General features: G+C 37.4%; 23 protein-coding genes. 9 read left to right on the top strand and 14 right to left on the bottom strand.

Translation table 11 applies throughout. The annotated features are described in order from the left end of the window. Positions 1 to 28: 28 nt before the first annotated feature. The 4 genes from CWD90_RS04030 to mnmE all read right to left on the bottom strand — a co-directional run bounded on the left by CWD90_RS04030 (position 29) and on the right by mnmE (position 5719). A complete protein-coding gene (locus CWD90_RS04030) occupies positions 29 to 1453 on the bottom strand; it encodes a Gfo/Idh/MocA family protein (RefSeq protein WP_103474645.1) in 1425 nt (474 codons plus the stop codon). Between the two features lie 459 nt (positions 1454 to 1912). Next, positions 1913 to 2827, bottom strand: a complete 915-nt coding sequence (locus CWD90_RS04020; RefSeq protein WP_103474644.1) for a hypothetical protein — start codon at positions 2825 to 2827, stop codon at positions 1913 to 1915. A 166-nt stretch (positions 2828 to 2993) separates the two neighbouring features. Continuing rightward, positions 2994 to 4148, bottom strand: coding sequence for a site-specific integrase (locus tag CWD90_RS04015; RefSeq protein WP_103474643.1), 1155 nt, complete (start codon positions 4146 to 4148; stop codon positions 2994 to 2996). 173 nt (positions 4149 to 4321) lie between these two features. Next, positions 4322 to 5719 (bottom strand): tRNA uridine-5-carboxymethylaminomethyl(34) synthesis GTPase MnmE, encoded by a 1398-nt coding sequence (mnmE, locus tag CWD90_RS04010; RefSeq protein ID WP_103474642.1) that lies wholly within the window; start codon positions 5717 to 5719, stop codon positions 4322 to 4324. Between the two features lie 318 nt (positions 5720 to 6037). On the opposite strand from mnmE, the gene CWD90_RS04005 reads away from it, so the two are divergent. Further along, entirely contained in the window at positions 6038 to 6490 is a 453-nt protein-coding gene (locus tag CWD90_RS04005) for a hypothetical protein (RefSeq protein WP_103474641.1), read from the top strand. Between the two features lie 153 nt (positions 6491 to 6643). Continuing rightward, the gene (locus tag CWD90_RS04000) at positions 6644 to 6982 is read left to right on the top strand and encodes a DUF4870 domain-containing protein (RefSeq protein ID WP_103474640.1); all 339 of its coding nucleotides are present in this window, start codon (positions 6644 to 6646) and stop codon (positions 6980 to 6982) included. A 215-nt stretch (positions 6983 to 7197) separates the two neighbouring features. Here the strand turns inward: CWD90_RS04000 and dnaN are convergent, their stop codons facing one another. From dnaN to CWD90_RS03975, 5 genes are all read right to left on the bottom strand, one after another. Next, a complete protein-coding gene (gene dnaN / locus CWD90_RS03995; RefSeq protein ID WP_103474639.1) occupies positions 7198 to 8316 on the bottom strand; it encodes a DNA polymerase III subunit beta in 1119 nt (372 codons plus the stop codon). 138 nt (positions 8317 to 8454) lie between these two features. After that, the gene (gene gldG, locus CWD90_RS03990; protein WP_103474638.1) at positions 8455 to 10125 is read right to left on the bottom strand and encodes a gliding motility-associated ABC transporter substrate-binding protein GldG; all 1671 of its coding nucleotides are present in this window, start codon (positions 10123 to 10125) and stop codon (positions 8455 to 8457) included. Then, on the bottom strand, positions 10125 to 10856 hold the full coding sequence (gldF, locus tag CWD90_RS03985; protein ID WP_103474637.1) for a gliding motility-associated ABC transporter permease subunit GldF: 732 nt from the start codon (positions 10854 to 10856) through the stop codon (positions 10125 to 10127). The genes gldG and gldF overlap by 1 nt, the downstream gene beginning before the upstream one ends. Before the next feature lie 5 nt (positions 10857 to 10861). Next, entirely contained in the window at positions 10862 to 11158 is a 297-nt protein-coding gene (locus CWD90_RS03980; protein WP_103474636.1) for a putative quinol monooxygenase, read from the bottom strand. A 14-nt stretch (positions 11159 to 11172) separates the two neighbouring features. Further along, on the bottom strand, positions 11173 to 12003 hold the full coding sequence (locus tag CWD90_RS03975; protein WP_103474635.1) for an SAM hydrolase/SAM-dependent halogenase family protein: 831 nt from the start codon (positions 12001 to 12003) through the stop codon (positions 11173 to 11175). Positions 12004 to 12132: 129 nt separating this feature from the next. On the opposite strand from CWD90_RS03975, the gene CWD90_RS03970 reads away from it, so the two are divergent. Together CWD90_RS03970 and CWD90_RS03965 are read left to right on the top strand one after the other, a co-directional pair. Continuing rightward, positions 12133 to 13086, top strand: a complete 954-nt coding sequence (locus tag CWD90_RS03970; RefSeq protein WP_103474634.1) for a PhoH family protein — start codon at positions 12133 to 12135, stop codon at positions 13084 to 13086. A gap of 10 nt (positions 13087 to 13096) precedes the next feature. Further along, a complete protein-coding gene (locus CWD90_RS03965; protein WP_103474633.1) occupies positions 13097 to 14053 on the top strand; it encodes a phosphoribosylaminoimidazolesuccinocarboxamide synthase in 957 nt (318 codons plus the stop codon). On the opposite strand, the gene CWD90_RS03960 is transcribed toward CWD90_RS03965, so the two are convergent. Both CWD90_RS03960 and CWD90_RS03955 read right to left on the bottom strand, forming a co-directional pair. Next, positions 14054 to 14719, bottom strand: coding sequence for a 3'-5' exonuclease (locus tag CWD90_RS03960; protein ID WP_103474632.1), 666 nt, complete (start codon positions 14717 to 14719; stop codon positions 14054 to 14056). Then, positions 14716 to 16638: a DUF294 nucleotidyltransferase-like domain-containing protein gene (locus CWD90_RS03955; protein ID WP_103474631.1), complete on the bottom strand. Its 1923-nt coding sequence runs from the start codon at positions 16636 to 16638 to the stop codon at positions 14716 to 14718. Before CWD90_RS03955 ends, CWD90_RS03960 begins: the two co-directional genes overlap by 4 nt. Positions 16639 to 17511: 873 nt before the next feature. Between CWD90_RS03955 and CWD90_RS03945 the strand changes: the two genes are divergently transcribed. Both CWD90_RS03945 and CWD90_RS03940 read left to right on the top strand, forming a co-directional pair. Then, positions 17512 to 19290, top strand: a complete 1779-nt coding sequence (locus CWD90_RS03945; protein ID WP_239986450.1) for an SLC13 family permease — start codon at positions 17512 to 17514, stop codon at positions 19288 to 19290. A gap of 173 nt (positions 19291 to 19463) precedes the next feature. After that, positions 19464 to 21041 carry an FG-GAP repeat domain-containing protein gene (locus CWD90_RS03940; protein ID WP_103474629.1) on the top strand — a complete coding sequence of 526 codons (1578 nt, stop codon included), beginning with the start codon at positions 19464 to 19466 and terminating at the stop codon, positions 21039 to 21041. Between the two features lie 116 nt (positions 21042 to 21157). Here CWD90_RS03940 and CWD90_RS03935 read toward each other — a convergent pair whose 3' ends face one another. Next, the gene (locus CWD90_RS03935) at positions 21158 to 21754 is read right to left on the bottom strand and encodes a YdeI/OmpD-associated family protein (protein WP_103474628.1); all 597 of its coding nucleotides are present in this window, start codon (positions 21752 to 21754) and stop codon (positions 21158 to 21160) included. A 58-nt stretch (positions 21755 to 21812) separates the two neighbouring features. Next, the gene (pepT, locus tag CWD90_RS03930) at positions 21813 to 23036 is read right to left on the bottom strand and encodes a peptidase T (RefSeq protein ID WP_103474627.1); all 1224 of its coding nucleotides are present in this window, start codon (positions 23034 to 23036) and stop codon (positions 21813 to 21815) included. 211 nt (positions 23037 to 23247) lie between these two features. On the opposite strand from pepT, the gene CWD90_RS03925 reads away from it, so the two are divergent. Both CWD90_RS03925 and CWD90_RS03920 read left to right on the top strand, forming a co-directional pair. Further along, positions 23248 to 23664 (top strand): hypothetical protein, encoded by a 417-nt coding sequence (locus CWD90_RS03925; protein WP_103474626.1) that lies wholly within the window; start codon positions 23248 to 23250, stop codon positions 23662 to 23664. A gap of 82 nt (positions 23665 to 23746) precedes the next feature. Then, complete coding sequence (locus CWD90_RS03920; RefSeq protein WP_103474625.1) at positions 23747 to 24790, top strand: quinone-dependent dihydroorotate dehydrogenase; 1044 nt, start codon at positions 23747 to 23749, stop codon at positions 24788 to 24790. Between the two features lie 131 nt (positions 24791 to 24921). On the opposite strand, the gene CWD90_RS03915 is transcribed toward CWD90_RS03920, so the two are convergent. After that, positions 24922 to 25344 (bottom strand): Dabb family protein, encoded by a 423-nt coding sequence (locus CWD90_RS03915; RefSeq protein WP_103474624.1) that lies wholly within the window; start codon positions 25342 to 25344, stop codon positions 24922 to 24924. A gap of 782 nt (positions 25345 to 26126) precedes the next feature. On the opposite strand from CWD90_RS03915, the gene CWD90_RS03910 reads away from it, so the two are divergent. Further along, the gene (locus CWD90_RS03910) at positions 26127 to 26753 is read left to right on the top strand and encodes a LysE family translocator (RefSeq protein ID WP_103474623.1); all 627 of its coding nucleotides are present in this window, start codon (positions 26127 to 26129) and stop codon (positions 26751 to 26753) included. Positions 26754 to 26758 lie beyond the last annotated feature (5 nt).

Genomic DNA, 26758 nt, shown 5'->3' with positions numbered 1-26758 from the left:
AAATTTAATAATAGTGACCTGTCCCTATTTACATAATCTTGGAAATATCCCATTCTTCATTGGATGGCTCCTTAACGATTGATTCTGTTTCCGGTAGTCCATTGACTTTCATGTTTTTGGCATCCCACTGTATCCGAGCACCATTCAGGCGAAGAGACATTACCCCCAGCAGGGTTAATTCGGTAAGCCGACTTCCATAATCAAGATTGGCACTGGATTGCCCTCCGTTTTTGATGGCATCTACCCAGTCGCGATGATGACCTTTCGATCGCAGAATCCGTTCCACGGGTGGTTGATAAGATCGTCTCAAGGATTCGGGGAATATCTGAGGAAAACGATCACCGCCATCGGTGATAATAACCCCTTTATCGCCCACGTACATGGCGCTCCTCCCTCCGAATTTGTAATCTGGTGGCAAATGGGGATTCCAATCCGGTTTTAAGCCTCCGGAATACCAGTGTAATTTGAGTGCAGCCTGGCCCTTCCTTTCAGGAAAATGATAAGTGCCGGCCTCTCCATAAGGAGCAATTTCACTATTACTTTGTCCGGCAGGGTAAATCTGAACCTCGGACGGGCTCGATAGATCGAAGGCCCAAAAAGGTGCATCCATATCATGACATCCAAAGTCTCCCAATGCACCGCAACCATATATCCAAAAATCCCGCCAAGTGACTGGCGAAAAAAGATTGTTATAGGGCCGAAATGGTGACGGTCCCAACCATTCCTCCCAATCAAAATCATAAGGAAGTGGATTGGTATTTTGAGGAAGACCTGTAATACCCAGGGTCCAGCGACCTGCAGGAACCCACGCATGGATTTCGCGTACAGTTCCGATAGCACCATCCTGCAGATATTCGACCAATGAACGCATGCCGTCCCGACTATGTCCCACGTTACCCATCTGAGTGGCGAGTCCCGTTTCTTGTACTACTTTACGTACCATCCTGGTTTCCCATATATTGTGAGCCATGGGTTTCTCGCAAAAAACATGCAGTCCTGCCTTAAGGGCAGCGATGGTGATAAAGGCGTGGGTATGGTCAGGGGTAGCGCAAAGAATGGCATCGATATCTTTTTTCTTATCCATCATTTCACTAAATCGTTTATATCGACGAACCACTTTGTTCTCTCCTTTTTTCTGATAATGATCCTCAATCATTTCACTGACCGGTTCCCGTCCGGCAATGGACTTGTAATAGAATCGATTCAAATCCCAATAACGACCCGGATCTGTGACCGAGGTAATCTGTACGTCGTCCAGTTGAAGTAAATTACGAACATTACTCTGTCCCTGACCCCCCGCTCCGACAATGCCGATATTTACTTTGTCACTGGGTGCGGTATATCCTTTGCCTCCAAGAACATACCTGGGAAGTATCACAAAACCCCCTACTGCGGCTGTTGTGTTTCGGATAAATTGTCGTCGGCCGGCAGAAGGGGTATTTGGATTCTTCATCATGCTAAGTTTTTAATTTGAAATTCAAGGTAAGGATTTATTTTGAAAACGAAGATGTTTGTTGTTTAACGCATTGGGGAAGGATTAAACTAGAAATCCGGGTGTAAAACCCTCGTTCCCGCGCGATTGTATCGCGTTGCACATAAACTAGACCGCTACGCTTATGGAACCAAGAACCAAGACCATGCCTATGCATGGAGCAGAACTCGTAAATGTGGTTGGGCAACAGCACAGAAGCTTATTTTAGGCACGACCATTACTTTAAAACGCTTAAAAACGCGAGGCTATCAATCATTAACCGATGTTTACTTAGAACTCAACCCATCTTTTTGCGAACCGCCGTATATTTACCCGAATTAGATAGGCGGGCCTTCCCGTACCATTCGGGAGGGCGAGACCCGCACGTACCTTGGTGGGAGGGGTACACTCCATCATTTAATGGCGGAGCCATCCACTCGATTACAAACAGTATTTTATCGTCTGTTGCTTTTCACTTGCTTTATTTTCCTTCCATTCAATTATTGAATTTTTTGCATCTTTTTTGTCGAATACTATTCTTTTTCCGTATTTATTTGGGATAAGTTCAAATTCGTTTCCACTCTTTTTTATGGTGTAAATGTATGTGCTTTGGCAATAAAGAAACTTGTCCACGAAATTCGCTTTAATTCCATAATTCACAGATTTTAAATCGGAAGCTACACTTGGATATATTAAACAGTCAATACATTCATTTTTCAAGAGAATATTACTAAAAGCGATACTCGGTTTGTATTTATATTCTTCGCCTTCAGCAACTTTATCTTGAAATTTTGATGAGACATATTCCTCAATTATTTTGTCGCTTTCGCTTATATACTTGTAGCCTTTTAATTCCGAATTTTCTTTAGGGTTTGTTTTTAGTGCTTCAATACCTGCATATTGAGAACGTATTTTAGTCTCAGGAAATTTTTTGTGGAATATTCCAATAATTATTAAATCCCCATTTTTAGGATTTAATTCTTTTATAACAGCTTCTAAATAATTAGAAGAGTAGAAGAAATTCTGTCCGATATCACTACATCTATTTAACTGATGATATTTTTGGTCAATTTCCCTAAAATTTGGATACCATATTGATTTTGTTGTCTGTAAATCGTCCTCTTTTGTATTGGTTATTATTCGAGCTCTAAAAAGTCCGTCAGGTGAAATATTAATAGTTGGTCGAGTATGACCTAGTATTTCTTTAGAGAATATTTTCTCGATTTCTTCTACAGAACTGTGTCGAAAATCCAAATTTGCCAATTTATCCTTTAATTTGCGGGTCATCAAATTATTGTTTGTTACGGATGGATATGGGTTTAAATTGCTATACCCAATTTTATCGGTAATTAACATAGACGTTAATTACCAGAACATCATGTTGATTATTAAAAAGTAGTTAACAATCAGATGTTTATAAATAAACAGTATTGCGAAAAATTTGGAACAGCAGAGTACGAAATTGCATTGGAGTTAGAACCCTATTCTATCAACCAAGTGATATTGGAACCTTGAAAGAGTACTACAACAAATCCAAATTCAACTTAGGAAGTAGGTTCGCAGCTTCCTTCATTTTTTGATCTATGATTTTGGCATATATTTCTGTAGTTCTGATTTCACGATGTCCGAGACGTTTTGAAACGGTATAAATATCGGCGCCATTTTCTAAAAGTAATACTGCGTTAGTGTGCCTTGCGGAATGGAAGGTTATATGTTTTTTTATTCCAGCAAACATACACCAGCGGAGCAATTGTAGGTTCATGTGGGCACTATAGCGCAACCCTTTGAAAACACGTTCCTCAGAATCCTTACGTTCACCTAAAAGCACCCTGGCCTGTTGTGATATATACAAATATTCTACACCCTCCGTTTTCTTTTGCTGAAACACAATTCGGAAAATAGGAATTCCCATATTGTCAATGCCTTCTTCGCGGACCTCCGACCATTTTAATTTATTGACATCCGACCATCTTATGCCAGTTAGGGATGAAAATAAAAAGGCTCGTTTAAGAAGTGGGATATGGCAGGGGGTCTGTGACAATTTTTGAAGTTCATCAGATGTGAGGTATTCTCGAGTAGATTCCCCCATTGTAAAACCTTTGACTTTTTTAATGAGGTTTTCTTTTAGGTAGCCTTCATCGAAAGCTGCATTAAGGCAAGCCTTAAATTTGTTAAAATAGGTATGTTTCGTGTTTTGGGAAAGGTTCTTACTACTTTTTGTTACGGCTACAGTATCCAGGTATTTTTTAAACCCTTTAATGAAATCAACATCTAAATCGTTTAGAGTGATGTGGGCAGGACAATAGGCTTCTATGTGCTTTTGTGCGGCATCCCAGTTGTCATAATTGCCTTTGGTCTGGTAGCGTTCCTCTTTCTTCTGGACGTAAAAGTCTAATAAACTAACTTTTCCTTTTGTGTCGTTTTTAAGGTTATACTTCCCCTGATAGACTTCAGCCTTTCTAATGGCCAGTATTTGTTCGGCCAATTCAAGATGTTCTTGATTCTTTTTCTTTTCATCCGTCGTTTTGGGATCTTCTATTAAATAGAGTTGTAGGTATTCGTAATTTCTAAGGTGTTTAACCTTTCCATTACTAAGAGTTTTAATTCCTTTATAGAACTCTAAATAAAGGCTCTGTTTCCCAGTTTTTAATTTCTTCTTCCTTAAGTGAACTTTCATCATAGCGACACATTTTTTGTGTCTCGTCTTATACAAAGGAGAATGCGACACACATGAGACACAATAAAAGTACGAATATCACCTTATCAAAGGAAAAGAAAATCTATAGAGTTATCAACAATCATTTGATTTACAGTCATTTGCAACCATATGATATCATATGAATCCACTGTCTATTTCCCGATACAGAAATTAGCAAAAATATTTCCCAAAAGTTCGTCATTGGTCACTTGCCCTGTAATTTCCCCCAAATGGTAGAGTGCTTCCTTTACATCTATGGCCAAGAGGTCACTGGGAGTGTCATCCGTCATTCCAAATTGCACCTTCTCTATTTCCTCCAATGCCTTGAGAAGGGAGCTGTAATGTCTTGTATTGGTTACAATGGTTTCGCTGTTTCTCAGCGCCCCTGTATTTACAAAATCCAATAAACGCGATTTTAAGGTTTCCACTCCTTTTCCTGTTTTGGCGGATAATAAATAGAGATCCGATATTTGGGATTGTAGATTCATTATTTGAACTTCATCTAACATATCTACCTTATTGGCAATTACAACTAAGGGTTTGTGGGGATATTTATTTTTAATTTTTCCCAGTTCCCTTAAACTGAACTTCAGTTTAACAGGATCAGTTGCAATCTGCCAACCATCTACCAATAACACGACTACTTGAGCCTGTTCTATTTTTTCAAAAGTCTTTTTTATCCCAATACTCTCCACAACATCTTTGGTATCCCGGATTCCAGCAGTATCAATGAACCGAAATCCTATACCACCTATTACAATCTCATCTTCTATGGTATCCCTGGTAGTTCCTGCAATATCGCTTACAATGGCCCGTTCCTCATTTAAAAGTGCATTAAGCAAGGTAGATTTGCCAACATTGGGTTCTCCTACAATGGCAATTGGAATGCCATTCTTGATCACATTTCCCACGGCAAAAGAGTCTATCAATCGTTTTAAAATCCGTTGTATCTTGGTCAGTAGAATTTTGAACTGAGTTCGGTCCGCAAATTCTACATCTTCCTCTGCAAAGTCGAGTTCCAATTCCATGAGCGAAGCAAAGTTCAAGAGCTGGTCCCTCAATTTTTTTATTTCGTTACTGAACCCACCACGCATTTGTTGAATAGCGATCTGGTGGCTGGCCTCATTATCAGAAGCAATAAGATCAGCCACGGCTTCGGCCTGACTCAAGTCCATTTTTCCGTTTAAGAAGGCACGCAGTGTAAATTCGCCTGCTGTGGCCATTCGGCAACCATTTCTCAGGAACAATTGAATTATTTGTTGTTGAATATAGGGCGAACCATGGCAGGATATTTCAACAACATCTTCACCTGTGTACGAATTAGGACCTATAAAAAGAGATAATAAGACTTCATCCAACACCTTTTCGTTCTCCGTAATATGCCCCAAATGAATGGTATGGCTCTTTTGTTTCTTTAAGTCCTTCCCTCTAATCGATTTGAAGAAAGGATTGGTCAAGGCAATGGCCTCTTTCCCGGAAATTCGGATAACGGCTATGGCACCCGCCCCTGAAGGAGTGGCCAAAGCAATGATGTTGTCGTTGGTAATCATAGATTTAAATTGGTGGTAAAAATACGATTTATAATTTTTAATCCTGTTCCGATTTCTAATTGTTAGTAGCTATGATTTACTTTTCGGGAACTTGGGAAGGACAGGTATGAACACTTTGTGAAACGGTTGGAAACCACTAATATGATAATGGTTTAGAACTTCTATTTTAGGAATAGTAAAGTTTAATATTATGATTTAAATCATAATTAATTCCGGTTAAATAATCTAATTTTGATAGTGTCCTAAATACGATAGCGAATGGAGTACAATTTACTTTTGGAGGCTGGTGTATTCGGAAATTCAACTTAAAACGACTATATGAAATCAATCAGAATTATTACATTATTGGCAATAGCTTTTTTCTGCCAAATCACCTTGGCACAAGAAACAGAAGTTCCGGTAACTCCAAATGAAAATACCGAACAAATGGAGCAAGCTAGAATTTTACAGGAAGCCAAAGAAGCTAAGGAAATTCAAAAAAGGGTAGATAAGGCGGAAAGGGATGCCATGAAGGCTGAAAAAGCCCAAAAGAAGGCTGAAAAGGAATTGAAAAAGCGGGAAAGACTTTCATCAGACATAGATTCCAAGAGAAGGTCTATTGCCAAAGATTCAAGAAAAATAGAAAAGCTTCAGGAGAAAATGACCAAGGATCAGAAAAAGGGTAAATTGTCACCAATGGCGATCGAGAAGCTGAACCAGAAAATTGATAAATTGCAAAACGGAATTGAAAAAGATATGGAGAAATTGGAAAAATTGGAACGAAAACAATAATTGTTCCAGCCGGTCTTGAAAACTATGTTACGCTTTTTATGTAACAAAAGCTGAATTTAGTAGTCCTATAATTATAGTAACTTATGTATGGAGGTAAGTCAAGCTGTTATACCAATGTCCTACAACATAAACGGACTCTAATTATAGAACACGATGAAATCAGAAAACAGACAATTATTGGTGTTGACCCATTTAAGTCAGCTATTGGATATCGTAACCGGATTTGGGGGATTTATCGTTCCCTTGGTACTGTGGTTAACACAAAGGGATTCCATTATAAATATGGATGAAAATGGAAAATCGATAATAAATTTTCAAATAAGTATGTTTTTATATATCCTAATTTGTATTCCGTTGATTTTACTTTTTGGTTTGGGAATATTCGGGATTATAGGAGTGGCCATTCTTTGCTTTGTGTTTCCCATTATTAATGCCATTAAGGTATCCAACGGGGAAAAGCCGCATTATCCCTTGAGTATAAAGTTTGTGTAGTTAATAAACATAATTGTTTAAAGCAAAAAAGCCGTATCTCATATGAAATACGGCTTTTTTATTGTAAAAAAGTGGGGTGTATTTTGAATTCAACTTTAAAGTCAATTACCTCAGGGCAAGCCCATGAGGAATCGAAAGGAAACAACTTACAATATACAGACGCAAGCGTCGGAGCATTCAAATCTCACTTAGTGAGTAAAATTGAATCTTTTTATCTAACTATTGAGCATTACGGGCATTACCAACATAGTAACATTTTCACCTTCATCCAAACCGTCAATAGGAGTAAGGATACCTGCTCTGTTGGGTAGGCTCATTTCCAATTGTACGTCATCTGAGGTAAGGTTGTTCAGCATTTCTACCAAGAACCGCGAATTAAACCCTATCTGCATATCATCACCTTGGTATGAACAAGTTAAACGTTCTTCAGCTTTATTGCTATAATCTATGTCCTCAGCAGAAATATTTAATTCGGCCCCTGCAATTTTTAATCGTATTTGGTGGGTAGTCTTATTGGAAAATATAGAGACCCTCCTAACGGAACTTAAAAGTTGGGTACGGGCAATGGAAAGTTTATTTGGATTTTCCTTTGGAATCACCGCTTCGTAATTTGGATATTTTCCGTCTATCAGTCTACAAATCAAAATGGTATTTTCAAAACTGAATTTAGCGTTGCTTTCGTTGTATTCTATAAGTACTTCAGTTTCACTGCCAGCTAAAATCCCTTTTAATAAATTTAAAGGTTTTTTTGGCATTATGAATTCAGCAACCTTCGAGGCCGTTACATCATTACGTTGATATTTTACCAATTTATGGGCATCGGTTGCGACAAAGGTTAAACTCTCTGGAGAAAATTGAAAAAAGACACCACTCATTACCGGTCTAAGATCATCATTACCTGCGGCAAAAATAGTTTTGTTGATAGCCGTAGCCAATATGTCACCAATTAATGTAGTGGAGGATGGGCTGGACAATTCTACGGATTTTGGAAATTCCGCGCCATCAGCATAGGCCAAAGCGTATTTACCATGGTTAGAACTGATTTCAACCGTATTGTTATCCTCAACAACAAATGTAAGTGGCTGCTCTGGAAAGGTTTTTAAGATTTCCAATAATAACTTTGCAGGCACAGCTATAGTTCCCTCATTGTCCGAATCCACTTCTAATACGGAACTCATGGTGGTTTCCAAATCGGAGGCTGAAACGGTTAGCTCTTTCTGATTTAAATCGAAAAGAAAATTGTCAAGTATGGGCAAGGTGTTGCTATTATTAATTACTCCACCTAATACTTGGAGTTGTTTTAGTAAATAAGTACTAGATACTATAAATTTCATTGGTTTATATTTTTTAAGGAATCTACATAGTTGTACAACCTAAAACAGTGTTTAAATATCTGTTTGAATCTGCAATATCCCTTGAATCACAGTCAAAACAAAGATATTTTAAATGTCCTTTTTAAGGAAACAAACTTATTAACACTTATCCCCATATTTTTTCTTTCTTATAGTGTGAATTATGAATCCAAAAATAAGGGTCAAACATAGTGGCAGGCCAATATTAATCAACTGCCATTTGGTTTTTTGATTATTAATTTTTTCTTCATCCAAGAAAGGGATGGTTACTTTCTTATTCCGAATGTTTATAAGTCCAGAATCGTCCAAGAGGTAATTGAGGCAATTTATGAGGAATTCTTTGTTGCCAAAAAAGTTATTTGTCCATTTGTCGTAACCTAGTTCCAAGGGTCTCCCATTTCGGATCTGGTTTCTAATTAAGTCTCCGTCCGAAAGTACGATCATCTTGTTTTGTGGACCTTGATCTTGTGTTTTATTTAGATGAACTGGTTTAACGCGGTTCTGGAATGTAGACGTAAAGGTGCCTTCGATTAGAACTCCCAATATCTTATTACCGTCCTTAAATAGGTCTTTGTTCGGTGGGGTATTTATGATGTCTAGTTGAATTGGTTTTGGTACTCCGTCCGCCCTGGATAATGGCGAACTTTCCAACAATATATGTTTCTTATAATCACTGGCAAGGGTGTCTATACTACTGGTAAATTGAAACCTTAAGGCTTCCAAATTATTATTAATTGGATGGTTGTTTTTGGAGAAGACCATGGGATTATAGTACCAAGGAACGGGGTTGTATTGTGAGCTGTTTCCATCTCCTGTTGCCAAAACTATTTGGGTAAAATAAAGATCGCTTACCAGGTCCGCATTTAGTCGTACACCATATTTAAAGAAAAAATCATTTAGGTTAAGTTTGCGTGGCAAAGCCATGGCAGTACCATTTTCGTTGAAGAGGCTATCCAGTTCCATAGCAACCTGATCAATGAGCCATAATGATTTTCCGCCGCCAGTTATATATTGATCCAAGATGAACTTTTCGGCATCGGTAAAGGCCTCTGTGGGTTTGGCAATTATTGCTAGATCAAACCCTTTTAATTGTTGCAAAACCCCTTCAGGATTGGTTGCAACGGAATCTAAGGTAATGGGACCAATATTGTAATAGTCTTTTATGGTAGTTAAATAATCGGCCATTAAAAGGTCTTCTAGTTCGCCATTGCCCTTAATGATGGCTATATTTTTCTTCTCCTTGATATTCAATTTGGTAAAAGCATCGCCAAAAGCATATTCCAAATGTTGCACCGAATTGTTTACACGTTCTTCCGTAGTTGATCCTAGTTTGTTTTTTAGTAGCGGTACTTTGACCGTACTATTATTATAATTGACCATGGCCCAAGGAAAAATAATTTCTTGGGAAACCTTTCCATTTTGTTCAACGGTGACATTTGTGGGAGTAAGGCCTAAACCTTGCAGATCTTGGATAACAGCGTCAATTTGGGAAGCTCCTTCAAGTGGATTTACAAAATTGAACTTGATATTTTTGTTTTCAGCGGCAAACTCCTCCAAGAGTTGGCGGGTCTCCATTTTTAGTTTAATAAATTCAGGAGGTAGATTTCCATCCAATAAAATATCGATAATAACAGGTGTATTAAATTCACCTGCAGCATTCAACGCAGCTTTTGAAAGGGTATATCTATTGTCTTCGGTCAAATCTATTCTACTATAGATATAACTGCCCACAATATTTACAATCAGCAATAAGGAAATAGCCTTTATTATAGATAACAAACTCTTTTTCATTATCTATTTTGATTTTTAAGTTGAATTATGGTCAAGTAAAGAAAAAATATGCTGAGACTTATAAAATATATAACGTCCCTAGTGTCCAGTACTCCCCTGGCTATACTTTCAAAATGGGCTTTCATTCCAAGGTTTTCAACAAAAAATATCATTGGGCCTGCAGGCAATATGGTCGACAAACTTTCAAAACCATATAACATAAGAAAACACAGAACCATACCAATAATAAAGGCTACAATTTGGTTTTCGGAAAGGGTGGAAGCAAATAATCCAATTGCGGTATAACTGGCAATTAACAACAAGAGCCCAAAATAGGATCCCACTATCATTCCCATATCCAAATTACCTACGGTAAGACCTAATTGGGAAATCGTGTACACATATAGAAGCGTGGGTACAATGGCAATTAGAGCCAAGCAGAATGTACCTGAAAATTTTCCTAATACCGTTTCCCAGAGAGAAATGGGCTTGATAAACAGAAGCTCCAAAGTACCTAGTTTTTTTTCTTCGGAAAAACTTTTCATGGTAATGGCTGGAATCAAGAAAAGAAATACCCAGGGGGCAAGTAGAAAGAAATTGCTTAGATCGGCAAAGCCGTATTCAAATATATTAAACGGTCCCTTAAAGACCCATAGAAACAATCCATTGAGCACTAAAAATAATCCAATCACCAAATAACCAATGGGCGAAGTGAAGAATGATTGTATTTCTCTTTTAAATATGGCAAGCATATAAGTTAATTAACGGTTTCCTTCTTTGTGAGGCTCCAGGCTTCTGGTTTGTCCTCAAATAATAGTTTAGTCTTCTTCCAGACTAACTTGAAAAATTCCGAATTTCTATAGTTTTCTAGATCATTAGAGCTGTTCCAATAACTATAAGTGAAAAATATATTTTTCGCTTCTTTGCTCTGTAACAATTCTAAAAAGGTACAGCCTTCTACCTGTCGGATTTTCGTTTTATTTTTTTCAAAGATGGCCTCAAAACTAGCAATATTTTCCTTTTTGAGAGTTAATTTTACAATTCTTACCAACATTTGTTAATTTTCTTTTAAGTAAAATTAATTAACACTGTATCCCTATAATCTAGACCCAAGAGGGTAGAGGCCCCTCCAACAGTATTTAGGTCACTTTTGTAGATGGCAATTTCCAAATAGCCGGAAGAGTTAAAAAGTGCCACCAACTCCCCAGGTGATTTACGTTGACTTTTTTCTAGTTTGTAATCTATAATGTCCCCGTATTTATTGTGGATTTCCCGTATTTTTTTATTTCTGGCCTGTAGTTCAAACGTTCTTCCCTTGCCAATAGTCTTGAAAATGTTCTGTTGAATGTTGGTGACCACATTACCATAGTTGTCAATATAAATGACACTGCCTGAAATAGTATTTTGGTTATCGGAAATTCTAGGATTAAACTCCCTAAGGTCTTTCAGGTCCTTAAAAGGTCTGCCTATGACCTCCAATTTTCCGCCACGAGCAATGTGACTTGCTGCCTTGACAAAAACATCCATTTCCGGAAACGAACTATCTAATGTATTCGGCAATTGTATTTCCACCACTTTTTCTGGAACTATTTCAGAAATTATGAGTCCTATTACGCCATTGTTGGCCATAATGAAATAGTGGTTGTCCACTAAAACAGCAATGTGCTGGTTTTCTGGGGATAATTCAGAATCCACACCAACTATATGGATACTGCCCTCTGGAAAATTTTTATAGGAGTTTTTTAGTATATAGGCACATTCTTGAATATTGAAAGGGGCAATGGAATGTGAAATATCAACAATACTTACATCTGACAATTCCTTGTGAATTGTACCTTTTATGGCGCCTACAAAATGATCTTTATGTCCAAAATCAGTAGTTAAAGTAATTATTGCCATAGAGGACTGTTGATATGTTTTTAAGTTGGTAAGTTATTTTTTTACTTAAGTTTGTTAAACAAAATTACGCAAAAAATTAGCGTAGCAAAATATATATTTTATATCTAAACCTAATAACACCTCTCTTCTTTGAACGAACTTATAATAGAACTTACAGATATTAGCCCAAGGGAATTTTTTGGACAGAATAATGAGAATATAGATTTATTAAAAAAACATTTTCCTAAGCTTAAGATTGTTGCCAGGGGCAACAAAATTAAAGTCTATGGCGATGAAGACTTATTGGACGAATTCGACCGAAGATTCGATCTTTTAACGTCCCACTACGCCAAGTATAATAAATTGGATGAAAATAGTATTGAACGACTTTTGGCTAGTAATGGTCAGGAAGAAATTCAATCCTCCGAAATTAGCGGGGAAGTTTTGGTCCATGGCGTTAGCGGAAGACTAATAAAGGCCCAAACCGTAAATCAACGAAGACTTGTAGATGCTTCAAGAAACAGTGATATGGTTTTTGCCGTTGGACCGGCAGGTACTGGAAAAACATATACTGGGGTAGCATTGGCCGTAAAGGCCTTAAAGGAAAAACAGGTAAAACGGATTATTTTAACCAGACCCGCTGTTGAGGCCGGTGAAAATTTGGGCTTTCTTCCAGGTGACCTCAAGGAGAAGCTGGATCCCTATATGCAACCTTTATATGATGCCTTAAGGGATATGATCGCGCCGGAGAAATTGGTCCATTATCTGGAAAATGGTACCATACAGATTGCCCCAATGGCTTTTATGCGGGGAAGGACCTTGGACAATGCATTTGTGATTTTGGATGAAGCGCAGAACACTACCCATGCCCAGATGAAAATGTTCTTGACCAGAATGGGAAAAAATGCAAAATTTTTAATCAATGGAGACCCAGGACAAATTGATTTGCCCAGACGTTTGATTTCTGGATTAAAAGAGGCTCTTTTGGTTCTGCAAAATGTTGAAGGTATAGAGATTATATATTTGGACGATAAGGATGTGATCAGACATAAACTGGTTAAAAAAGTTATAGAAGCGTATAAAGGAATTGAGCATAATAATTGAAAGTTGCAGAATGAGTAATACAATAATTGATACAAATTTTAATTTTCCGAAACAAAAAAGCCTTTACAAAGGAAAAGTGAGGGAAGTATATCATCTTGAAAATAATATTTTGGTGATGGTAGCTACAGATAGGCTATCTGCTTTTGATGTGGTCATGCCAAAAGGGATTCCCTTCAAAGGGCAAATTTTAAATCAGATCGCTACAAAAATGATGGCGGATACTGCAGATATAGTTCCCAATTGGTTGATGGCTACCCCAGATCCCAATGTCGCCGTTGGATTTGCTTGTGAGCCATTTAAGGTGGAAATGGTTATTAGAGGATACATGTCCGGACACGCCGCAAGGGAATATAAGCTGGGAAAAAGAGTGCTTTGTGGGGTTGCCATGCCGCATGGAATGAGTGAAAATGACAAGTTTCCTTCCCCAATTATTACCCCTGCCACCAAGGCTGAAATGGGCGACCACGATGAGGATATTTCTAGGGAAGCTATTTTGGAAAGGGGAATAGTTAGTGAAAAAGATTATTTGGTACTTGAAGCCTATACCCGGGCACTCTTCCAAAGAGGTACGGAAATTGCTGCAAAAAGGGGACTGATTTTGGTGGATACCAAATATGAATTTGGGAAAACCAAAGATGGAAAAATCGTACTGATCGATGAAATACATACGCCGGATTCTTCCCGCTATTTCTATGCTGAAGGCTATGGAGAACGTCAAAATAAGGGTGAAGCCCAAAAACAATTGTCCAAGGAATTTGTTCGCCAATGGCTTATTGGCAATAATTTTCAAGGTTTAAAAGGGCAGGTGGTTCCTGAAATGACCGACGCATATATACATACTGTTTCGGAACGATATATTGAGCTCTATGAAAACATTACCGGGGATAAATTTATCAAAGCTGATATTTCGGATATACAGAATAGAATTGAAAAAAATGTTTTGGGGTACCTATCATCTTTAAAGTAATCACCTCATTTTCAACAAGTCTTTTAATCTTATTTGGCCTTTGCCCTTTAAGCGACTTTTTATTTTCAGGAAGGCTATGGCAGTGATATAAGCATCACCAATAGCCGTGTGCCTATCCTTCTTGGAGATATCAAACTTTTCGGCCAACTCATCCAAAGAATAATGTTCCTTCTTTTTAAACACATTGGAGGTAAGGAGTGTTTTTTTATAGAGAGTGGAAGTATCAAGTACCTTGTTCCTTAGTTTTGGAAGCCCATTTCTCTCCAGGGCCCTGTTGATCATGGTAATATCAAAAATGGCATGGTGAGCAACGATTATGGCATTTTTTAAATACCTCAAAAGTATTTCTAAGGCTTCGATTTCACCGATACAAGAGGCTCCTCCGTTTTTAAGGATACCGTGAATTTTGGCGGTTTCTGCATTGTAATGCTCCTGTTTTAAAAACAGTTCCAAACTTTGGCTTACCGCAATGTTTTTATCAACCAAACTAAGGGCGCCAATGCAAAGAATCCTATCATTTAAATAGTCGAACCCCGTCGTTTCCGTATCCAATACCACGAATCTTACCACACTAAGATCATCCGATAACTTTTCTTTAAAACTATTCTCATATTCCTGCCAAAATTCAGGATAGTCCTGTACTTTTCTTTTGAATAGATTTATCATCGAAGCAGGTTTGAAACTTTGAACCTAATACTTACCAATTCCTGTATTTCCTTTATCGTTTTAAAAGTTCTTTTTAATTTAATTTTTTCCTCTTTGGTTAATTTATCTATGGCAATATATCTGCCCGAATCATTATGGAGGAGTCCTTGTTTGGTCCTGAACTTTAACAAAGCCCTAGTGGCGTAGGAACAAGCCATAAAAATTTCCTCGTTGTTGGGTTCCAACTCTGCCAATTTTTCAAACCGTTCCGCAGTGCTGTTAATGGATTTAACGGAGTGGGATAAAATCAATACTCTTGCCGCATCGGTCAATGGCATTAATGCCCTTCTTTTTACGTCGAAAGAATCTTTATGTTCCCCGTCTTCCTCTACCAATAGTTGCCTGAAAAAACCAGTAGGAGAAGGGTTTTGAAGCGCGCCACTGGCCAAGTGCAAATAGAAAATTGGATATTTTTTGGTGGCTTCAAAAATGTGCTCCGATAATTCGTTCACTAAACTTACATCACCATAGGTAATGTTGTAATCAAAAAATATGGAGGACAGTAACACTTCATCAGTCCCAGGATTTATGATCCATTGGGAAATGGTTTTTTTCCATTCATCCAAGCTCAGGCACCAATTGGGATTGGAAGCCATCATTTCTGCAGGACAATAATCGTAACCTATATCAAACAGCCCTTTGTTTATAAGTTTTGATAATTCTAAGAAATAAGCCGTTGTTTCAATAAGTTTGTCCTCGGGAACATTTTCAAAGACCATGGCATTGTCCTGATCGGTCTGTAAGAGTTGTTCACTACGTCCTTGGCTACCAAGAGCAAGCCACGCAAATTTAACCGGAGGCTTTGAAGGCATTTCTTCCAAAGAAATTTTAATAATTTGTTTAACACAGGCATCATTCAGTTCCGAAATTATTTTAGTAGTCAATTTTATTGGAATATTTTGATCCAAATAATCTTGAAGTAAATGTGTAATGCTTTTTCTAATCTGCTTTATGGATTTTATTTTCTTAGATCTTTTTATGGCCTTGATCAATACTGCCGGATTGTTTCCTAAGGCAACCATAACGTCATGTTTGGAAAGTATTCCAATGGCCTTTGAGTTGGGTGTGCCATCCTTGGTGATACATAAATGACTGATGTTACTTTTCATCATTGCCATCTGCGCCTGGGTTATGGTCAAGTTTTTGCTATAGGTAATTACGGGAGAAACCATTATAGCTGAGGCTTTGGTAGTGATGGGGAATTTACCTGTAACAATATTGTTTCTTAAGTCTTTGTCCGTTATGATTCCGATAGGTAGCTTATCTTTTACCACCAACATGGCACCAACATTTTTTTCGGTCATTTTACTAGCAATCGCTTTAACAGAAGTATTGGGCGTACAGGTCACCAATTTTTTGGAATATTGTACGGATTGTAAATCCAATATCTGGGAGTTGGGTCCAACAGCATTTATTTCTACCACCTCGTCGTACAACTTGCCACGATGACTTTTCGAATATGGATTTCTGGTGTTAGAGGCAAAACTTTCAATTAGAAAATTACCCACCGCCGTATTTTTTTGGGCGTAGGGTTTAAATATATTGATAGGAATCGCATATAAAATACTTTCTTCATGTGCTTTAGCGGTCATTCTGTAATTCTCCTGGGCCATTAAGGGTCTAAGACCAAAAATATCGCCTTCATCGCACATGTCCATGATGCTTTTGTCCGTTCCTTTTTTAAGGGCAACAGCCCCCTTGTTAACCACGTAGAAATAGGGATGCGGTTCATCGTTTTCGGCAAAAATAATATTATCCTTTTCCTTATAAATAATGGTGATTTCTTCTGAAAGGGTTTCAAGTTCTTTTTGATCCAAGACATTGAACGGGGGGAAATTTTTTAAAAAATCGGCAACTCTATGCGAAATGGTATTCTTCATTATTCTTAGTTGGACTAATATTACTTTATCGGGTAATTTAACCTTTTTTCAATCAAAAGAAAAGGGTATTGACATTTGTCTTATGAAACAACAATACTTGGCAAAAACCCTTTGAGTAAGGGTTACTGGACAAAGATAGGTTAGAAATTGAGATCATACCATTTATTTCAATAACGAATTGAAGGTCCAAGCAAACATTTTTTCAAGTTGGTTTCTCAAAGTGAAGTTTAATGGGAAACATACTTCCTCAAAAGCAATTATTTCATTTTTTTTTTTTCATTTGGAGATTTTTTGGTATTCATTTGAGTTCATTAATTGTCTGTTCGAGCCATCCTTTGAAATGGTAAAGGATTAATTTTAATTAGAATTCTAAATGTTCTATTATGGAATCTGTTTATATGGATGCTATTGAGGCTTGTCGGAAATGTATTCAGGATTGTGAATATTGTCTAATACAAATGGCTGGGAAAGAAAGTAAAAATGACTGTCCCTTGTGCTGTATTCTGTGTATTGAATCCTGTACAACTACTTTGAAATTTTTAATGGCCGAAAATGACTTAGCTAAGGATTATTGTGCTCTGTGTGCAGATGTATGTCAATGGTGTGCTGAACAATGTGGACAATACGACCATAAGCATTGCGAGGATTGCGCTAATTCATGTGTGAAATGCATGGAAGAATGTAGGAAGGTCGTTGAGGTTGTTTCCTAGATTAAAATAGATTTTAAATACTCTTATTTATATTGATCGAGCCACATGAATAGGCATTTTTATATTGAAAAGCCGAAGATCCTGGGGGTTATTTTTATTTCCGATTGATAAATACTTTTTTGGGATGACACTGGATATGGGCCTCGTATTTTTGGTTTTAATTATGACCATAATCTTATTTGCTCTGGAAATTTTTCCGGTGGATAAGATTGCTTTTTTTATAATAGTTTCGCTAACCTTACTAGGGCTGGTTACCCCTGAAGAGGCCATTAGCGGATTTTCTAATAGTGCAACCATTGCCGTACTTGCATTAATGATTTTGGCCGTTGCCATGGAGGAGAATGGAGTTATTGTTTGGATTACTTCAGGTTTGGGTAAAATGAAGTCGCTCCCAATGTTTTTGTTAGCTCCCATTTTTATGATCGTTACTGCAAGTATTTCTGCTTTTATAAGTACCACAGCTGTGGTAATCGTTTTTATCAAAATAGTAAATCAACTTTCCGAGCGATTTAATATCTCTAAATCCAAATTATTACTGCCCATTTCTTTTGCGGGAATTTTAGGCGGGTCCTGCACATTAATGGGAACGTCAACGAACCTTATCGTTAATTCCGTTGCCAAGAATTTAGGAGCACCCGCTCTAGGTTTTTTTGAATTTAGTGGTATTGGCATCATTTTTTTATCGGTATCCATTGTATACCTCACTTTAACACTTAGGTGGTTGCCCTGGAGTAAAAATAAAGATTTGGGGGACGATTATAGTGTCGGTAATTATATTACGAACATCCGTATCAAAGGAGAATCGGAATTGGTGAATAAAAAGTTAGAGGACACTTTTTTATTCAGCAATCCTGAAATTTCCATTTTGAAATTAACTAGGGGCAACAGAATCCACAATTCCCCGGGAAAATATGTTACCCTAAAAGAAAATGATGAGTTACTGTTAATGTGCGACATAGAGAATTTGTCCAAACTTCAGGATTCCCAAAACCTAGGCATTAATGAACAAAACTATTGGATCAAGACAGGGAATACTGAAGGCCAGGAAAAAAAGATTTCCAAATTGGAGGAAAGGGTATTTGTAGAACTTTTAATGCTTCCTGGAGCGGCACTTTTAGGAAAGACATTAGGAAACTTAAGGGGATATATGCAGCAAGATATATTACCAATTGCCATTAAAAAACGGAAAACACTGACCAATATGCGTGAGCGTTTAATTAGGAGTAGTTCTGAGAAATTGGCCCTTAAAACAGGGGATAGGCTGCTGGTAGATGTGGGTAAGCAAAACTTAAAATCTTTGGAAGATATAGAAAATGTTGTGCTTTTACAGGAATTTGGCTCTCCAAATGTCCATTCAGATTTTGGTAAGTATTTTTCCTTATCAGTTCTTTTTTTAGTGGTTATTTTGGCGGCCACGGGTGTACTGTCTATTATGGTCAGCGCGCTTACCGGCGTTTGTTTACTACTGCTTACCAATAACTTGAACTTGGATAGTGTTTACAAAAAGGTAAACTGGCAAATTTTCTTTTTATTGGCAGGAATGATTCCTTTAGGTATTGCCATGCACAATAGTGGGGCCGATAGTTGGGTCTCCAAACAATTATTGGTTTTCCTGGAGGGACAATCTGAAATAATAATAATCGGAACCTTATTTTTGGTAACTATGATTATGAGCGGTGTAGTAAGTAATAATGCCACGGCTATTATTATGACCCCTATTGCCATAGCCGTTGCAAATGGACTGGGTCTGGATTTCAAGCCTTTTATTCTGGCGGTCATGTTCGCTGCAAATTTTAGTTTTTTTACCCCTGTGGGGTATCAAACCAATACCCTGATCTATGGCATAGGAAATTATAAATTCAAACATTTCTTATTTATAGGTGGTGGTCTGAGCCTTATTTTATGGATTTTGGCTACCCTACTTTTATCTAAAATGATATAATAATAAGTTTGAACTTGTTAATGAATAATTTTTAATACTTGGACATTGCTGTGTTTTTATAATTTAATGGCTTGTTTAATGTTTTACCTAAACTTCAAAATACTGTAGTATCTTCGTGAATTAGGTTCTGAACTCGGGGATATAAGTGATATCCCTTACCAATTGAAAACCCTATGAAACAATTTATTGCCTTGTATCTTCTTGCCGGCCTAGTACTTTCCTGTTCTGGAAAAAAAAAGGAAGCACAGGCGGTGGAATACAAGGATATACCGGCCACAAACCTTACCGGAAATCGATTAGCTGAAATTCATTGTTCCAGTTGTCATCTTTTTGTGAAACCGGAATTGTTGTCAAAATCCAGTTGGAAAAATGATGTATTACCTGCCATGGGAAATAGATTAGGGATTTATAAGGAAAATGTAAGGCCGAATAGTCTGTTTGACGCTGGTAGAAGTGGGGCAGTGGTAAAAGAAGCCAATATCTTTCCTGAAAGACCTCTTTTGGCCAAAACAGATTGGAATAAAATTGTGGATTATTACGTGAGCAACTCCCCAGATACTATTTTACCCCCAAAACGAGCCAGCAAAATTAAAATTGGCCTAAAGAATTTTAAATATAGGGAGTCGGCTTATTCGCACATTCCGGCACTCACCACTATGGTTAAAATCCTCCCGAAAAATAGGGGAGTGGTGTTTTCGGACAGTAAGCAAAATATTAATAGCCTAACGTTTCTAACCTCAAATCTTGAAAAGGATTTTGTTCTAGGGCTAAAGACAGCTCCTATCCACTATTATGAAAGGTCAGATACCATTTATTTGACATCTACAGGGAAAAATATCTTTCCTAACGATGTGTCGGATGGGTCTTTACAAAAATTATTTACCAAGGGAAATGCGGAATCATATACCGCCAAGGAAGTGATTCCTAATTTACAAAGGCCGGTAAATATGGCTTATGGCGATTTAAATAACGACGGTCGTGAGGATATTGTTGCCTGTGAATACGGCAATGAGACAGGAAAACTGGTTTGGTACGAAAACACGGGGGGCGATAATTACAAGATGAGGCCATTGGATAACAGATCGGGCGCCATCAAGGCCGTAATTAAAGATGTCAACGGGGATGGACATTCTGATATTATTGTGTTAATGGCACAGGGGGATGAAGGTGTTTTCTATTACCAAAATCAAGGAGATGGAACCTTTTCGACAAAAAGATTGCTTTCTTTTCTTCCTCTTAATGGATCCCAGTATATGGAGTTGGTAGATTTTAATAACGATGGTTTTGATGATATCCTATATGTCTGCGGGGATAATGCCGACAAAACTCCCATTTTAAAAGATTATCATGGCATTTATATATTTTTAAATGATGGAAATTTAAATTTTAAGCAATCCTATTTTTATCATTTGAACGGGGCCTATAAAGCTATGCCAAGAGATTTTGATTTGGACGGAGATCTGGATATAGCGGCCATCTCATTTTTTCCTGATTATGCCAGCTATCCGGAAGAAAGTTTTGTGTACTTGGAAAATAAAGGTGATCTGAAATTTGAGGACTACTCTTTTCCAGAATCGACCCGCGGGCGATGGATAGTGATGGATGCCGAGGATATGGATGGGGATGGTGATATTGATCTCGCCTTAGGCTCTTTTGTCTATTTTCTACCGGCAGGTGATACAACAGGTTTAGGCCAAAAGTGGTTATCCAAAGGACCATCAATTGTAGTGCTGGAAAATACCACTAAATAGGTCATTTTACATTGAGAGATAATTGGTAAGTCCAGTAGAATTATTTTTTTTGCCTACTGCCTACTGCCTACTGCCTACTGCCTACTGCCTACTGCCTACTGCCTACTGCCTACTGCCTACCCATTCCTATATTTATCATGTAGCCCAAGGCCTTGTAGTAACAGTGCGATACTTTTATCTAATCGGGACTGTTTTGTTTTTTCTTGTTTGGCTTCAGAAATATATTCACAATATTCCCTCTGTTTGTAAGCTGTTAAGCTACCATAATTCATTTTTACGGCCTCATTATCTGCTAAGGCTTTCTTCAATAATGGCGGTATGGAAACCGGCTTGTTTCTTTCGGGGACCAGCACCAATCCTTTTTTTTGGTTGGCAATGGATTCTTGGAAATAGGACAACACGGCGGCTTTATCTATGTCGGCAGTTGATTGGAATTTCCAATGTCTCATGGCCTTTGTTTTACCTTCTTGGGCATTTTCAAGAACTTCTTTTGGGTCTTTTAAAAATACGCCATTATAGAACCAAATACCGAAATGATGTTTAAAGGCCAGAATGCCCAGTACATTCTTATTATCTATAGTATAGATAGGGATGCCCCATTTGTAAGTTTCATCAAGTTCGGTTTTAAGTGCCAATTCCCGTAAAAGTCCAATGCCCCTCTTGAAGGGTTGTTCTTTTGCATAATAGGCTTCTATTTTTTCCTGATTTTTCATGTTTCTGTGTCAGCAGATATTTAAAACATTCGGATCAGATCGGTACACTTTTAAATCGCTATCTTTTAGCTGTAAGTTCGCAAATTTTTACGATAACATCAACGGCTTTTAACATGCTTTCCACAGGAACATACTCATATTTACCATGAAAATTATGACCGCCTGCAAAAATATTGGGACAAGGTAGTCCCATATAACTTAATTGGGAACCATCTGTTCCTCCACGAATGGGTTTAATAATAGGTGTAATATTTAGGCTTTCCATAGCTTCTTTGGCAATAGCTACAATATGCATTACCGGTTCAATTTTTTCACGCATATTAAAATATTGATCTTTTATATCAAGAAGAACACAATCCCCATATTCAGCATTCAATTTATCGGTAATGTATTGTAATAATTCTTTACGTTGTTGAAACTTCTTAAGGTCATGATCCCGAATAATCAATTCTATTTCGGCCAGCTCAATTTCCCCTTTTATATGGTGGACATGATAAAAGCCTTCTCTTCCAGTAGTTTTTTGCGGGACTTCATGTCCGGGTAATTGTGATATAAAATCGTTGGCGATCAAAATAGCGTTTACCATCTTTCCTTTGGCATAACCTGGATGTACGCTTTTTCCTGAAATGGTTACCTTGGCACCAGCGGCATTGAAGTTTTCATACTCCAATTCCCCAATTTGGCTTCCATCCATGGTATAGGCCCAATCTGCCCCAAAAGTAGCTACATCAAAATGATGTGCCCCCCGACCTATTTCCTCATCAGGCGTAAAGCCTACCCTAATCTTACCATGTTTAATTTCTGGATGTTTTATTAAATACTCCATGGCTGTAACTATTTCTGTTATTCCCGCCTTATCGTCTGCACCTAATAAAGTCTTGCCATCAGTAGTGATTAGGGTGTTGCCCTTGTATTGCACTAGGTCATCAAAATAACTGGGAGAGAGTATTATATTATCCGCTTTATTTAGAATAATATCTTCACCATCATAATTTTTGATTATTTGTGGGTTTACGTTAGTAGCGGTAAAATCAGGAGAAGTATCAAAATGGGATATAAAACCAATCGTAGGCACCTCTTTTTTAATATTGCTTGGTAAAGTCGCCATAATGTAAGCCTTGTCATCTATGTCTACATCCTGCATGCCAATTTGTTTTAATTCTTCAACCAATTTATGGGCAAGCGTCCATTGTTTTTCCGTACTGGGAGTGTTGGTTGAATTGGGGTCGCTTTGAGTGTCTATAGTAATGTAACTTATAAATCGGTCTATAATATGTTGCATAAAACTAAATTTTAATCAAAAATACAGCTAATTATTTTTTATCAAGCTTTCATATAGGAACAGTCTTATAATACTTATGTTCTCCTAAATGATGAAAGCATAATTAATGGGATTCCAACTAGGCATTAGTAAAGAAGGTTTACCTATTAATGGCAGTACAAGTGGTTAGATTATTAACTTATATTTGTATTTTAATTAAGCAATTAGATTTATGCGCATAAAAGCTTTTTTACCCTTGTTACTGTCTGTCGGATTTTGGATTTCCGGACAGGCACAACAGGATTGCAGTTTGGGAATTGGAGCCACCGAATCCGATACGATTATCCAAATTTTTCAACTTAAGGAAGAGCAAATAACAAAATTGGAAGAGTTTAAGGCCGCTCTGGAAGTTGAAACCAGATTATTGGATGAAGAGCGTAAAAATCTTTTTGATAATCACCCTCAAAGTACTCCTGAAGATTTAACTACTTTGGGTACCAAGTATAAGGTTATTGAGGAGAGAATGAAGCAAGTTTTTGTGAAATATGACTATAAACTTTTGGCAATCTTCAATGAAAAGCAGTACGAAAGGTATGTTTCACTCTGCCAGGAAGTTTCTAGACAACCTTTAGAGGTGATACCCGAATAAGTCCAACTTAAATGTTAATAAAAAGCGAGCTTATAAGCTAGTTTAGCTGAGGTAGTTTGTATTTTTGCGAAAAATAAGTTTCATGTACAAGCTGATTATCCGCCCCATCCTTTTTCAATTTGATCCAGAGAAAGTCCACCATTTAATTTTTAATACCCTTCGATTTTTCTCCAAGATCGGATTCTCAGGAATATTCAGGGCAATATATTCAGTCAACGATCCTAGATTGGAACGTGAATTATTTGGATTGAAATTTAAAAATCCGGTTGGTTTGGCTGCAGGTTTCGACAAAGACGCCAAGTTATATAATGAACTATCCGATTTTGGGTTTGGGTTTATTGAAATAGGGACATTGACTCCTAAACCTCAAGACGGAAACCCGAAAAAACGCTTGTTTCGCCTCAAGAATGACCAGGCCATTATCAATAGAATGGGGTTTAATAATAAAGGGGTCTTTGATGCGGTTGAAAACCTAAAGAAAACTCATAGAGTTTTGGTCGGAGGCAATATAGGAAAGAACAAGGTGACCCCCAACGACTTGGCAGCAAAGGATTATTTAATCTGTTTTGATGCCCTTTTTGACCATGTGGATTATTTTGTGGTGAACGTAAGTTCACCGAACACCCCTGGTTTAAGGGAACTTCAGGATAGGAAGCCTTTGACGGCGTTATTGAAGGAACTGAAAAAGGAAAACACCAAATTGGCCAAAGCTAAAAAAAATAAAGAAAGGCCTATTCTATTAAAGATCGCCCCAGATTTAACAGATGATCAATTAATGGATATTATAGGCATTGTTAAGGATACGGAAATAGACGGGGTTATTGCTGCCAATACAACTATTGCCCGCGACAATTTGAAATCGAGTGTAGCTTTAAAGGAAGAAGCTGGAGGTTTAAGCGGTAGACCTCTTACCAAAAGAAGTACGGAAGTAATCCGGTTTTTATCCCAAAAAAGCAATAGGGCGTTTCCAATTATTGGTGTAGGTGGAATTCATTCTGCAGAGGATGCCCTTGAAAAATTGGAGGCCGGTGCCGATCTGATCCAGTTATGGACAGGTTTTATATATGAAGGCCCAGCGCTTATCAAAAAAATCAACAAGGCCATTATTAAAAAGGCGCACAGTTGAAAAAGATAGGCTGACTCTTTTACTGTTTATAGTGCATCCAAAAAAAACCTGGTTATCCAATTTGTTGGGTAACCAGGTTTTTTTACAACTCCTTGGATGTAGTGTTGTTTTTTATCCTTTGTAGTCTATTTTTATTTTGTCCAATAATCCACCACGGTAACATCATCCAAATGAGGAGAAAGTACGACAACGAATGCCTTGTGGTCTGGGTGTGGAAGGTAGATAGCGCGATCTTCCTCACTATGGAATGTCACGAAAAAACAATGTGTCAATCCTTTGTTCAATCCCTCCGGACTATTGTTGATTCCCCATTCATAATCTGCAATTTGCGGTATTTTGGAAGGTAAGGCACTAAAAGCGTTCTCTACTTTGGCGATATCGGCTTTAGAAGTATTCTCTTTAAATTTAAATAGCACAACGTGTCGCAATACGCTATCCTGTGTTTTTGAATTCTCCATACTTAAATCCTCTTTTATATTGTTAGTGTTGGGAACGTTGGAACTCATAAGTAATATGGCAGCCAATAGACTGATGGTGTAAAAAATAGGTCTCATATATTAATTTTTGTGGAAGATATAAAAAAGTTGGGTAAGGGTGATTCAATGAACGGATATTTATGAATCAATCTCAAAAGTTGTGTGTAAATTAGAAAAGATAGAATGAACTTTCCTAGATTTCGCGTTCTGTTCATTTTTTGCATCGCCCAAAAAACGAACCAAAAAACGCTAGGCTGATTTTAAATTTCTTTAAATCCACGCACTTTCCACGGCCGCACCGTCCAGGCCGCTTTCACTTGGGTGAAATGCTCTATGGACGCCTTCCATAGCCCAATGTGAAAACCACTTGATTTAAGACGAAATTGAAAATAGGCCGTTTCTTTGTTCCGTCAACCTAATAGTTGCTAAAAATTATTGTCCGTTATTGAGTACCATTAAACATTGTCTTCAAAGTCTATTGTTAGGTAAATCTTCTTCCGTAGTGGAGATGGCATGGCCGTAAAGAATTATTGAAGCCTTGGAAATAATTTAGGCCATGGCATCGGTCCATAAAATCCCAATATTTTAGGGGCCACCTAGTGAAGAAGGGTCTTTTCTTTTGTTTCGTTTTCTTTGGACAAGCAAAGAAAATGAAAGAATAATTTCAACATAAATTTTATTCGATTTTTATCAATAAATAAAACGGACAATCTAAAAAATGCCTTACAATTCATCTTAATCGTAATTTGTGCTTAACAAAGCAATTGGTCATGACCCATATTTATCCAGCCATGTTTAACTAAAAGGTGACAATTAATTGGTAATTTCAGACTTTTGTAGTTTATAAAATATACTAGGATTTGAATTACGACATATTATTGACATTTGTTTTGGCCACAGCCGCTCTGTCGATTTCTCCAGGACCGGATAATATTTTTGTGTTGATACAAAGTATAACCAATGGCAAAAAATATGGTATAGCTACGGTCGCGGGTCTCATGACGGGCTGTTTGGTACATGCAACTTTACTGGCTTTTGGTGTTTCGGCCATAATTAAGCAGAACCCTAATTTGTTTTTTGTTATAAAATTATTTGGTGCGATCTATCTATTTTATTTAGCGTTCAAGGTATTTAATGGGAGTGGTGATCTGGAAATATCTAATGGAGATGTTGCTAAAAAGTCATTGGGCGCACTATATAAACAAGGTTTTATAATGAACGTACTCAACCCCAAAGTTACCATTTTCTTCTTGGCTTTCTTCCCTGGGTTTTTGTTCAGTGATTCTATAAATATAGTTATTCAGTTCTATGTTCTGGCAGCCATATTTATAGTGGTTTCCTTTACCATTTTTAGTACCATTGCCATCCTTTCAGGAACTATTTCCAAATATATAAGAGAAAATAAGCATTTGGGTAAAATTTTAAAATGGCTTCAGATTATTGTTTTTGTGGCTATTGGTGTTTATCTATTATTATCTGATAATTAATAGTA

This window comes from Arenibacter catalasegens, from assembly GCF_002909235.1.
Taxonomy (GTDB): Bacteria; Bacteroidota; Bacteroidia; order Flavobacteriales; family Flavobacteriaceae; genus Arenibacter; species Arenibacter catalasegens.
The sequence above is the reverse complement of the archived record's forward strand: the minus strand, read 5'-3'. Positions and strand labels throughout refer to the sequence as shown.